This is a genomic window from Caulobacter ginsengisoli (genome assembly GCF_030814835.1).
Taxonomy (GTDB): Bacteria; Pseudomonadota; Alphaproteobacteria; order Caulobacterales; family Caulobacteraceae; genus Caulobacter; species Caulobacter ginsengisoli.
Genome location: NZ_JAUSVS010000001.1, coordinates 774,692 through 785,796 on the forward strand (window position 1 = coordinate 774,692; position 11,105 = coordinate 785,796).

At 67.9% G+C, this 11,105-nt stretch carries 9 protein-coding genes; all 9 read left to right on the plus strand.

Annotation, left to right across the window (positions count from 1 at the left end; genetic code table 11):
- Nucleotides 1–3 precede the first annotated feature (3 nt).
- The 9 genes from dnaE to QO010_RS03935 all read left to right on the plus strand — a co-directional run bounded on the left by dnaE (nucleotide 4) and on the right by QO010_RS03935 (nucleotide 11,091).
- Entirely contained in the window at nucleotides 4–3,435 is a 3,432-nt protein-coding gene (gene dnaE / locus QO010_RS03895) for a DNA polymerase III subunit alpha (RefSeq protein ID WP_307346185.1), read from the plus strand.
- A gap of 199 nt (nucleotides 3,436–3,634) precedes the next feature.
- Nucleotides 3,635–4,579 (plus strand): 30S ribosomal protein S2, encoded by a 945-nt coding sequence (gene rpsB, locus QO010_RS03900; protein ID WP_307346188.1) that lies wholly within the window; start codon nucleotides 3,635–3,637, stop codon nucleotides 4,577–4,579.
- A gap of 81 nt (nucleotides 4,580–4,660) precedes the next feature.
- Nucleotides 4,661–5,599, plus strand: a complete 939-nt coding sequence (gene tsf / locus QO010_RS03905) for a translation elongation factor Ts (RefSeq protein WP_307346190.1) — start codon at nucleotides 4,661–4,663, stop codon at nucleotides 5,597–5,599.
- A gap of 89 nt (nucleotides 5,600–5,688) precedes the next feature.
- Entirely contained in the window at nucleotides 5,689–6,408 is a 720-nt protein-coding gene (gene pyrH, locus QO010_RS03910; protein WP_307346193.1) for a UMP kinase, read from the plus strand.
- Between the two features lie 12 nt (nucleotides 6,409–6,420).
- Complete coding sequence (gene frr, locus QO010_RS03915) at nucleotides 6,421–6,987, plus strand: ribosome recycling factor (protein ID WP_307346196.1); 567 nt, start codon at nucleotides 6,421–6,423, stop codon at nucleotides 6,985–6,987.
- A 61-nt stretch (nucleotides 6,988–7,048) separates the two neighbouring features.
- On the plus strand, nucleotides 7,049–7,837 hold the full coding sequence (gene uppS, locus QO010_RS03920) for a polyprenyl diphosphate synthase (RefSeq protein WP_307346197.1): 789 nt from the start codon (nucleotides 7,049–7,051) through the stop codon (nucleotides 7,835–7,837).
- Nucleotides 7,815–8,666, plus strand: coding sequence for a phosphatidate cytidylyltransferase (locus tag QO010_RS03925; RefSeq protein WP_307346199.1), 852 nt, complete (start codon nucleotides 7,815–7,817; stop codon nucleotides 8,664–8,666). Before uppS ends, QO010_RS03925 begins: the two co-directional genes overlap by 23 nt.
- A complete protein-coding gene (locus QO010_RS03930; RefSeq protein ID WP_307346201.1) occupies nucleotides 8,654–9,853 on the plus strand; it encodes a 1-deoxy-D-xylulose-5-phosphate reductoisomerase in 1,200 nt (399 codons plus the stop codon). Before QO010_RS03925 ends, QO010_RS03930 begins: the two co-directional genes overlap by 13 nt.
- Nucleotides 9,854–9,873: 20 nt before the next feature.
- The gene (locus QO010_RS03935; protein ID WP_307346204.1) at nucleotides 9,874–11,091 is read left to right on the plus strand and encodes a M50 family metallopeptidase; all 1,218 of its coding nucleotides are present in this window, start codon (nucleotides 9,874–9,876) and stop codon (nucleotides 11,089–11,091) included.
- Nucleotides 11,092–11,105 lie beyond the last annotated feature (14 nt).

An 11,105-nucleotide genomic window follows, 5' to 3' on the forward strand; every position in this document is an offset into this window, starting at 1 on the left:
CGCATGACCGACGCCGCGTCCGGATTCATCCATCTGCGGGTGCGGTCGGCCTATTCCCTGCTGGAAGGGGCCATCAAGGCCGACAAGGTCGGGACGCTGGCGGCGGGGCAGGGCATGCCGGCCGTTGCGGTCACCGACCGGGCCAACCTGTTCGGGGCCCTGGAATTCTCCGTCACCGCCAAGGACGTCGGCGTCCAGCCGATCATCGGCTGCGCCCTGCCGGTCACCGGCATCGGCGAGGGCCCGCCCGAGCGCTGGGCCCGCCTGCCGACCATCGTGCTGCTGGCCCAGAACGAGGCCGGCTACCTCAACCTCTCGCGGCTGTCGTCCCAGGCCTATCTGGAGATCGACCAGGTCTCCGAGCCGTCGGTCCCCTGGTCGCGGGTGGTCGAGCAGTCGGAAGGGCTGATCCTGCTGTCCGGCGGCCCCGACGGCCCGATCGACCCGCTGTTCGCCGCGGGCAAGACCGGGGAGGGCGGGGCGGCCCTGGCCGAAATGCAGCGGGTGTTCGGCGACCGCTTCTATGTCGAGCTGCAGCGCCACGGCCAGGCGGTCGAGGCCGCCGCCGAGCCTGGGCTGGTGGCCTGGGCCTATGCCAACGATGCGCCGCTGGTCGCCACCAATGACGTCTATTTCGGTCCCGCGGACCTCGCCGAGGCGCATGACGCGCTGATCTGCATCTCCGATGGCGCCTATCTGGGCCAGGACGAGCGGCGGCGGGTCAGTCCCGACCACTGGTTCAAGCCGGCCGCCGATATGCGCCGGCTGTTCGCCGACCTGCCCGAGGCCTGCGACAACACCATCGAGATCGCCCGCCGCTGCGCCTTCATGGTCAAGAAGCGCGACCCGATCCTGCCGCGCTTCCCGACGGTGGGGGGCCGCACCGAGGACGAGGAACTGGCCCACCAGGCCCGCGAAGGGCTCAAGGCCCGGCTGGCCGACATCGTGCTGGCGGCGCCGGAAGAAGACTACTGGGCGCGACTGGAGTTCGAGATCGGGGTCATCGTCCAGATGGGCTTCCCCGGCTACTTCCTGATCGTGTCGGACTTCATCAAATGGTCCAAGGCCCACGGCATCCCGGTCGGCCCGGGCCGGGGCTCGGGGGCCGGCTCGCTGGTCGCCTGGTCGCTGACCATCACCGACCTGGATCCGCTGCGCTTTGGCCTGCTGTTCGAGCGCTTTCTCAATCCCGAGCGGGTCTCCATGCCCGACTTCGATATCGACTTCTGCCAGGAGCGCCGGGAAGAGGTCATCGCCTACGTCCAGGACAAGTACGGCGAGGACCGGGTCGCCCAGATCATCACCTTCGGCACCCTGCAGGCGCGGGCGGTCATGCGGGATGTGGGCCGGGTGATGCAGCTGCCGCTGGGCATGGTCGATCGCCTGGCCAAGATGATCCCCAACAACCCGGCCAGTCCCGTCACCCTGGCCCAGGCCATCAAGCTGGAGCCGCGCCTGCAGCAGGCCCGGGACGACGATCCGTCCGTCGCCCAGTGCCTGGACGTGGCGATCAAGCTGGAGGGCCTCTACCGCAACGCCTCGACCCACGCCGCCGGGGTGGTGATCTCCGACCGGCCGCTGACCGAGCTGACCCCGCTCTACAAGGACCCGCGCTCCGAGCTGCCGGCCACCCAGTTCAACATGAAATGGGTCGAGAGCGCCGGTCTGGTGAAGTTCGACTTCCTGGGCCTCAAGACCCTGACCGTGCTCGACCGCGCTCTCAAGCACCTGGCCAAGCGCGGGGCGGCGGTCGATCTGACCAAGCTGCCGCTCGACGATACCGCCACCTACGAACTGATGGCCTCGGGCCAGACGGTGGGGGTGTTCCAGCTGGAAAGCCAGGGCATGCGCGACACCCTGCGCAAGCTGCGGCCCGGCTCGGTCGAGGAGGTGACGGCGCTGATCTCGCTCTATCGGCCAGGCCCGATGGAGAACATCGACAGCTTCGTGGACTGCAAGTTCGGCCGAAAGCCCGTCGACACCCTGCATCCGCTGCTCGAGCCGGTGCTGAAAGAGACCTACGGCATCGTCGTCTACCAGGAACAGGTGATGCAGATCGCCCAGATCCTGGCCGGCTACAGCCTGGGCGAGGCCGACCTGCTGCGCCGGGCCATGGGCAAGAAGAAGCCCGAGGAGATGGCCCAGCAGAAGGCCCGCTTCGTCTCCGGCGCCACCGAGCGTGGGGTGGACGCGGCCCAGGCCAAGTCGATCTTCGACCTGGTCGAGAAGTTCGCCGGCTACGGCTTCAACAAGAGCCACGCCGCCGCCTATGCGATGATTTCGTACCAGACCGGTTGGCTCAAAGCGAACGCGCCGGTCGAGTTCCAGGCCGCCTCGATGAGCCTGGACCTGTCCAACACCGACAAGCTGGCGGTGTTCTACCAGGACGCCCGCCGCTTCAAGATCGCCGTGCGGCCGCCGGACGTGAACCGCTCGGGCGCCGACTTCGAGGTCGAGGATGGCGAGGTGCTCTACGCGCTTGGGGCCGTGCGCAATGTCGGCTTCGCGGCCATGCAGCATCTGGTGGCGGTGCGGGCCGAGGGCGGACCGTTCCGCGACCTCTTCGACTTCGTCGAGCGGGTCGATCCCAAGCAGGTCAACAAGCGGGCCCTGGAAAACCTGGCCCGGGCCGGCGCCTTCGACTCCATCCACCCCAACCGCGCCCAGATCGTCGAGGCGGCCGACATGCTGACCTCGCACGGCCAGATGCTGGCCGCCGACCGCGCCTCGGCCCAGGTCAGCCTGTTCGGCGGCGAGCAGTCGGACGCTTCGCGCCCGCGCTTGCCGCGCACCGAAAACTGGGACCAGATCCGCCGCCTCGACGAGGAACTGGCCGCCGTCGGCTTCTACCTGACCGGCCACCCGCTCGAGGACATGGTCGAGGTGCTGCGCCGCCGTCGCACCACCATGCTGGCCGACGCCCTGGTCCAGGCCGAGGCCGGCTCGGAAGCCTTCAAGATGGCCGGCATGGTCCGCCGCCGCCAGGAACGCGCCCAGGCCAGCGGCGAACGCTTCGCCTTCGTCTCGCTGTCCGATCCGACCGGCGAATACGAGGTGCTGTTTCCGCCCGAGGCCCTGCGCCGCTGCCGCGACATCCTCGAACCCGGCAAGGCGGTCGTCATCAAGGTCCGCGCCAAGTCCCGCGACGGCGAGGTCCGCTTCTTCGGCGACGACGCCGAAACCGTCGACAAGGCCGTCGAGTCGGTCGCCGCGAGCCTGCGCGTCCATGTCTCGCCGCGCTCGACCGAGATCGAAGCTCTCAAGAAGCGCCTGTCCTCGGCCGCCTCGCAACGCGGCGGCGAGATCATCCTGGTCGCGGGCCTTAGTGGTGGCCGCGAGGTCGAGCTGAAGCTTCCCGGTTTCTACAACCTCGACGCCTCGCTACGGGGTGCGCTGAAGACCGCGCCCGGGGTGGCGTACTTAGAGGACGTCTAACCTCTGGATTTGAGGGGAGGCGGGCTTTGCGGGGCCCTTGCCTTTTCAACCCTTTCCGACTAAACCCCGCGCCATCTCACACGCAGATGTGCGGCCAGGCGCGGGTCAATCCCCGCGTTTTTCCGTTCCGGTCCCAAGTCAGAATGGTCTGAGGCGGGGGTGTCTGCGGAGGTTGAACCGGAAGAAGGACCAAGGTTCCATGGCACTGCCCGATTTCTCCATGCGCCAACTGCTTGAAGCCGGCGCCCACTTCGGCCACCAGACTCACCGCTGGAACCCGAAGATGGACCGCTACATCTTCGGCGCCCGCGCCAACATCCACATCATCGACCTGTCGCAGACCATGCCGCTGCTGCACCAGGCCCTGGTCAAGGTCCGTGAAGTCGCCGCCGCCGGCGGCCGCGTGCTGTTCGTCGGCACCAAGCGCCAGGCCTCCGACCCGGTGTCGGTCGCGGCCAAGCGCTGCGCCCAATACTACGTCAACCACCGCTGGCTGGGCGGCACCCTGACCAACTGGCGCACCATCTCCGGCTCGATCGCCCGTCTGCGCGAACTGGAAGGCCTGCTCGAGGGCGAAGGCCAGGGCCGCTCCAAGAAGGAGCTGCTGCAGCTGACCCGCGAGCGCGAGAAGCTGGAACTGTCGCTGGGCGGCATCAAGAACATGGGCGGCATTCCCGACCTGATGTTCGTGATCGACACCAACAAGGAAGCCATCGCCATCCAGGAAGCCCGCAAGCTGAACATCCCGGTGGTGGCCATCCTGGACACCAACTGCGATCCGGACGGCATCACCTTCCCGATCCCCGGCAACGACGACGCCGCCCGCGCCCTGCAGCTCTACTGCGACCTGGTTGCCGACTCGGTGCTGGACGGCATGGCCGCCGGCACGGTGGCCTCGGGTGTCGACATCGGCGCTTCGGAAGCCCCCTTCGAGCCGGCCCTGGCCCGCGAGCTGACCCCGGAACCCGTGACGGCCCCGGCCGCCAAGGCCGCCCCGGCCCCCGAGCCTGTCGCTGAAGCCGCGCCGGAACCGGTCGCCGAAGCCGCGCCCGAGACTGCTCCCGAAGCGGCTCCTGAAGCCGCCGCGGAAGAAGCTCCGGCTGAAGAAGCCCCGGCCGCCGACGAAGAGACCGCTTCGACCTGACCCTGGGTCTGACTGCAATAGAGATTGCGGCCGGGCTCCAAGGGGCCCGGCCGCACCCGTATCCGAACTGGAGGACTGAATATGGCGGAAATCACCGCTGCGCTGGTCAAGGACCTGCGCGAGAAATCGGGCGCCGGCATGATGGACTGCAAGAAGGCCTTGCAGGAAAACGACGGCAACATCGAAGCCTCGATGGACTGGCTGCGCACCAAGGGCATGGCCCAGGCCGCCAAGAAGGCCGACCGCGCCGCCGCTGAAGGCCTGGTGGGCGTGGCCCTGAAGAAGGACGGCAAGGGCATGACCGGCGCGGTCATCGAGCTCAACGCCGAAACAGACTTCGTCTCGCGCAACGAGCTGTTCCAGGCCGCCGCCCGCAAGATCGCCGACACCGCCCTGTCGGTCGACGGCGACGTGGAAGCCATCAAGGAAGCCAAGACCTCGGACGGCGAAAAGATCGCCGACCTGGTCACCAACCTGATCGCCACGATCGGCGAGAACATGAACCTGCGCCGCTCGGCCCGTTTCAGCGTCGCTGAAGGCGCCGTCGCCGCCTACATCCACAACGCCACCGCGCCGGAACTGGGCCGCATCGGCGTGCTGGTGGCCATGGAAGGCCCCGGCGACCAGGACGCCCTGCAGGCGGTCGGCAAGAAGATCGCCATGCACGTGGCGGCCACCAACCCGCTGTCGCTGTCGACCGACGACCTGGACCCGGCCGCCGTCGAGCATGAGCGCGCCATCCTGACCGAGAAGGCCAAGGAAGACGGCCGTCCGGAGGCCATGATCGGCAAGATCGTCGACGGCCAGATCGCCAAGTTCCAGCGCGAAGTGGTCCTGCTCAAGCAGGCCTTCGTGATGAACCCCGACCAGACCATCGAGCAGCTCGTCGCCGAGACCTCGAAGGCTCAGGGCGGCCCGGTTTCGGTCAAGGGCTTCGTGCGCCTGGCCCTGGGCGAGGGCGTCGAGAAGAAGGTCGATGACTTCGCGGCCGAAGTCGCCTCGATGACCGGCGGAAACTGACCGACCTTTGATGAAACTTGGGGGCGCGTGCGGCTTAACGGCCGCCGCGCCCTTGGTCTATGTTGGGTCCGACTCGTTCCGGAGCGTGCATGTCGCAGCCGCGTTACAAGAATATCCTGCTGAAGGTCTCGGGCGAGGTGCTGATGGGCGACACGCCCTTCGGCATCGACATGCCGACCGTCGAGGCCGTGGCCCGCGACATCAAGCAGATCGTCGATGAGGGCGTGCGCCTGAGCCTGGTGATCGGCGGCGGCAACATCTTCCGCGGCATGGCCGGGGCCGCCAAGGGCATGGACCGGGCCAGCGCCGACTATATGGGCATGCTGGCCACCGTCATGAACGCTCTGGCCATGCAGGACGCCCTGGAGCGGGTGGGGGTCAACACCCGCGTGCAGTCGGCCATTCCCATGCCGACCGTCTGCGAGCCGCTGATCCGCCGGCGGGCCGAGCGGCATCTGGAAAAGGGCCGGGTGGTGATCTTCGCCGCCGGCACCGGCAATCCCTTCTTCACCACCGACAGCGGCGCCGCTTTGCGCGCGGCCGAGATGAAGTGCGACGCCCTGTTCAAGGGCACCAGCGTCGATGGCGTCTACACGGCCGATCCGAAGAAGGACGCCAAGGCCACGCGGTTCGAAAAACTGAGCTATCATGAGGTCTTGTCGCGGGACCTGAAGGTGATGGACGCCTCGGCGATCAGCCTGATGCGCGAGAACGCGATCCCGATCGTGGTGTTCTCGATCCGCGAGCGGGGCAATCTGATGAAGGTGCTGCACGGCGAAGGCGTCTACACGACCATCACGGCAGACTGAGGGAGAGAGACGATGGCGACCGCCGAGAAGCCGGTACTGGCCAACTACAAGAGCCGAATGGACAAGGCCGTCATGGCCCTGAAGGAAGAGTTCTCGACCCTGCGCGCCGGCCGGGCTTCGGCCAACCTGCTGGACCAGGTGCATGTCGACGCCTACGGCTCGACCATGCCGCTGACCCAGTGCGCCTCGGTCACCGTTCCCGACGCCCGCTCGCTGGCGGTCAGCGTCTGGGACCGCGGCCTGATCGTTTCGGTCGAGAAGGCCATCCGCAGCGCGGGCCTGGGCCTCAATCCGGTCGTCGAGGGCCAGAACCTGCGCATCCCGATCCCGCCGCTCACCGAGGAGCGCCGCAAGGACATGGCCAAGCTGGCCGGCAAATACGCCGAGCAGCAGAAGATCGCCATCCGCAACGTCCGTCGCGAAGGCATGGACGACCTGAAGAAGGCCGAGAAGGACGCAGTCATCTCGCAGGACGAGCAGAAGCGGATGGAAACCGAGATGCAGAAGCTCACCGACGAGGCCGTCAAGCGCGTGGACGAGGCCTTGAAAACCAAAGAACAAGAGATCATGCAGGTTTAGTGTCGTTCGCAGGGCGCGCCTTGGCGCGGGTGGGGCTTTGGGCGAACGAAAGGGGACGGATATGACGCCGGCGGACGGCCAGCATCGACGGGGGGAGAAATCCGCCCCGGGCGCGCCGCAAGAGCGTCAGGCGGGTCTCCACGTCGCCATCATCATGGACGGCAACGGCCGCTGGGCCAAGCGCCGGGGCCTGCCGCGCACCTTCGGCCATCGCGAGGGTGTGAAGGCCCTGAAACGCACCGTCGAGGGCGCGCCGAAACTGGGCGTCACCCAGCTGACCGTGTTCGGCTTCTCGACCGAGAACTGGCGCCGGCCGGTGGCCGAGGTCTCCGAACTGATGGACCTGCTCAAGGCCTATGTGCAGAGCGACCTGGACCGGCTGGCCCGCGAGGGCGTCAAGGTGCGCATCCTGGGCCGCCGCACGGGCCTGCGCCCCGACATCCTGGAAATCATCGAGAACGCCGAGCGCCGCACCGCCGCCAATGAAAAATTCGTGCTGCAGGTGGCCTTCAACTATGGCGGCCGGGCCGATATCGCCGACGCCGCCCGGCGACTGGCTGAGGAGGTCGCGGCCGGAACGCTGGACCCCGCCACCATCGACGAGGCGGCCTTCGCGGCCCGGCTGTCCAGCGCCGAGGCGCCAGAGCCGGACCTGATCGTCCGCACCAGCGGCGAGCGGCGGATGTCCAACTTCCTGCTCTGGGAATGCGCCTACGCCGAACTGATCTTCCAGGACGTGCTATGGCCTGACTATGGGCCCGAACAACTCAAGGCGGCCATCGCCGAATTCCAATCCAGGGAACGGCGTTTTGGAGGAGCCGCGGCAGATGACGTCCTCGCCGCCGGCTAGGCGTTTCGACTGGGACAACCTGGGCGTACGGGTGGTGTCGGCGGTGGTGCTGGTCCCCGTCGCCCTGGCGGCTATCTGGTTCGGCGGCTGGGCCTTCCTGCTGCTGCTGTCGGTCGGTATCGCCCTGCTCTCGATCGAATGGGGCGGCATGACCGCCGCCAAGGCCCCGATCCGCATCGCCGCGGTGGTCATGATCTCGGTTCTGGCCGCCACCTTCGCCTCCTATCGCGGGGAGGTCTGGATCGGCTGGTACGGCGTCGCCTGGGCCAGCGTGATCGTCGGCGCCGCCCTGGCCGCCTTCGTCGCCCGCAATGTCGCCGAGCACCCGATCAACGCCGCCTATGGCGTCATCTACCTGGCCCCCGCCTGCATCGCCCTGATCTGGCTGCGCTCGAGCATCGGCAACGAAAAGGGCGTCAGCTGGACGTTCCTGGTGTTCGCCGTCGCCTGGTCGGCCGACATCGCCGCCTATGTGGTCGGCAGCACCCTCAAGGGACCCAAGCTCTGGCCGCGCTTCTCGCCAAACAAGACCTGGTCGGGCTTCATCGGCGGCCTGATCGCCGCCATGATCACGGCCTGGGCTGTGACCCATTTCAGCGGCCAGACCCTGCCGATGACCTCGGCCCTGCTGTGCGGCCTGTTCGGCGGGCTGGCGACCATGGCCGGCGACCTGTGGGAATCGATGCTCAAGCGCCGCTTCGGGGTGAAGGACTCCGGCGATCTGATCCCCGGACACGGCGGACTGCTGGATCGCGTCGACGGCCTGTTGTTCTGCATCATGGTGGTGGCCGCCGCCCGGCTGGCCGCCCATGAGGGATGGGTGTTTTGAGTAAGCCTCGCACGATCGTCGTCCTGGGCTCGACCGGCTCGGTGGGCGTTTCCACCCTGGATTTGCTGGAGCAGTCGGGGGCGGAGGTCGAGATCCTGGCCCTGACCGCCGGCCGCAACGTCGCCAAGCTGGCCGAGCAGGCGTTGAAATGGCGCCCCCGCCAGGCGGTCATCGGGGACGAGCGCCTGTTGCCCGAGCTGCGCGAGCGCCTGAGCGGCTCGGGCGTCGGGTGCGCCGCCGGCGCGGCCGCCGTCGTCGAGGCGGCGGGGCAGGGGGCTGACTGGGTGATGAGCGCCATCGTCGGCGCCGCCGGCCTGCCACCGACCCTGGCCGCCGCCCGGGCCGGCTCGGTGGTGGCGCTGGCCAACAAGGAAAGCCTGGTCTGCGCCGGGCCCGCCCTGCTGGAGATCGCCCGGCGGGCTGGAGGGACCATCATCCCGGTCGATTCGGAGCATTCGGCCATCTTCCAGGTGCTGCAGCCGGCCTGCGCCAGCCGCGTCGCCAAGCTGATTCTCACCGCGTCCGGCGGACCGTTCCGGACCTGGACGCGCGAGGCCATGGAAGGCGCCACCCCCGAGCAGGCCGTGGCCCATCCCAACTGGAGCATGGGCGCCAAGATTTCGGTCGACAGCGCCACCATGATGAACAAGGGGCTGGAGATGATCGAGGCCTCCTACCTGTTCGAGACCGGCCCCGACCGCATCGACGTGCTGGTCCACCCGCAGTCGATCATCCACAGCATGGTGGAGTACGAGGACGGCTCCACCCTGGCCCAGCTGGGGGCGGCGGACATGCGCACGCCCATCGCCTGCGCCTTCAGCTGGCCCGACCGCCTGCCCTGGCCCGCGCCGCGCATGGATCTGGCGGCCATGGGGCAGCTGACCTTCGAGGCCCCCGACCTCGAGCGCTTCCCCGCCATCGACCTGGCCCGCTCGGCGCTGCGGGCCGGCGGCATGGCCCCGGCGGCGATGAATGCGGCCAATGAGCTGGCCGTGGCCGCCTTCCTTGACCGGCGCCTCGGCTTTCTGGATATTGCCCGGGCTGTGTCGGAGACGCTGGACCGTATGAATGGGCAAGGCGACCTGGCCGAGGGGGCGGACGACGCGCTGGAGACCGCGATGATGACCGACGCCAGCGCCCGCCGGGTGGCGGCCCAGGTCCTCACCGGCTTCCAGAGCCGCTCTTAACTTAAGCCCGGTTCGGATACATGCACCTGCTTCAGAACATCTTCCTGTTCATTGTCCCGTTCCTGCTGGTGATCACCGTCGTGGTCACCGTGCACGAGTTCGGCCATTTCCTGATGGCCAAGCGATTCGGGGTGGCCATCGACCGCTTCTCCATCGGGTTCGGCCGGGCCGTGTTCGCCCGCACCGACCGGGATGGCGTCGAATGGCGGATCGGCTGGCTGCCGTTGGGCGGCTATGTGCGGTTCGCCGGCGACGAGAACGCCGCCAGCGTGCCGGACAAGGAAGACCTGGAGAGCCTGCGCGAGCACATCGTCGAGGAGCAGGGCGCGGCGGCCGTCAGCCGCTATTATCATTTCAAGCCGGTCTGGCAGCGCGCCCTGATCGCCGTGGCTGGCCCCAGCGCCAACTTCGCCCTGGCCATCCTGCTGTTTGCCGGGCTGGCGATGGTCTTCGGCCAGGTTCGGCAGGACGCGCGGGTCGGCTCGGTCGAGCCCGGCAGCGTCGCGGCGACCGTCGGGTTCAAGTCCGATGACCTGATTCTGTCCATGGACGGCCGGCCCGTTCGCGACTTCTCGGACCTGCCGCCCTATGTCGGGCTTCGGACCGGGGTTCCGATCCGCTTCGAGGTCCAACGCGGCGATCAGCTTCTGAACATCACCGCCACGCCGCGGAAGACGACGATCGAGGACAAGGTCGCGGGACGGCACACCCAGGGCCTGCTCGGGCTCAACGGGCCCCTGTTCAAGGGGCCGTACACCCATCACGTCCGCTACAATCCCATCGAAGCCGTCGGCGTCGGCGTCAACCAGACCTGGCGCACGGTGGCGACCACCAGCTTCTATCTGGGCCGCCTGATCACTGGGAAGACTTCGCCGGACCAGCTGTCCGGCATGATCGGCATGGCCAACGCCACCTCTGCCCTGACCAAGGAAAGCGTCGAGGGGACCAAGACCTTCGGGCAGGCGGCGCTCAGCGTATCGGCGAATCTGCTGGCGCTGATCGCCTTCCTGTCTGTTGGAATCGGCTTCATGAACCTGATGCCCATTCCCGTTCTGGACGGCGGCCACCTGGTTTTCTACGCCTATGAGGCCGTGGCCCGCAGGCCACTCGCCGCCAGCATACAGGCGGTCGGATACCGCCTTGGTCTTGCCTTGCTTGTCGGTTTCATGCTGTTCGCGGGGTGGAACGATCTACACCGGTACGACGTGTTCAAAAAGCTGGGCGAGCTCCTGTTTTGACGCCCCGAGGTCAT

Bases quoted from the DNA above. Each gene is read 5' to 3' on its own strand.
- dnaE (WP_307346185.1), top strand. From the start codon at position 4: ATGACCGACGCCGCGTCCGGATTCATCCATCTGCGGGTGCGGTCGGCC.
- rpsB (WP_307346188.1), top strand. From the start codon at position 3,635: ATGGCACTGCCCGATTTCTCCATGCGCCAACTGCTTGAAGCCGGCGCC.
- tsf (WP_307346190.1), top strand. From the start codon at position 4,661: ATGGCGGAAATCACCGCTGCGCTGGTCAAGGACCTGCGCGAGAAATCG.
- pyrH (WP_307346193.1), top strand. From the start codon at position 5,689: ATGTCGCAGCCGCGTTACAAGAATATCCTGCTGAAGGTCTCGGGCGAG.
- frr (WP_307346196.1), top strand. From the start codon at position 6,421: ATGGCGACCGCCGAGAAGCCGGTACTGGCCAACTACAAGAGCCGAATG.
- uppS (WP_307346197.1), top strand. From the start codon at position 7,049: ATGACGCCGGCGGACGGCCAGCATCGACGGGGGGAGAAATCCGCCCCG.
- QO010_RS03925 (WP_307346199.1), top strand. From the start codon at position 7,815: ATGACGTCCTCGCCGCCGGCTAGGCGTTTCGACTGGGACAACCTGGGC.
- QO010_RS03930 (WP_307346201.1), top strand. From the start codon at position 8,654: ATGGGTGTTTTGAGTAAGCCTCGCACGATCGTCGTCCTGGGCTCGACC.
- QO010_RS03935 (WP_307346204.1), top strand. From the start codon at position 9,874: ATGCACCTGCTTCAGAACATCTTCCTGTTCATTGTCCCGTTCCTGCTG.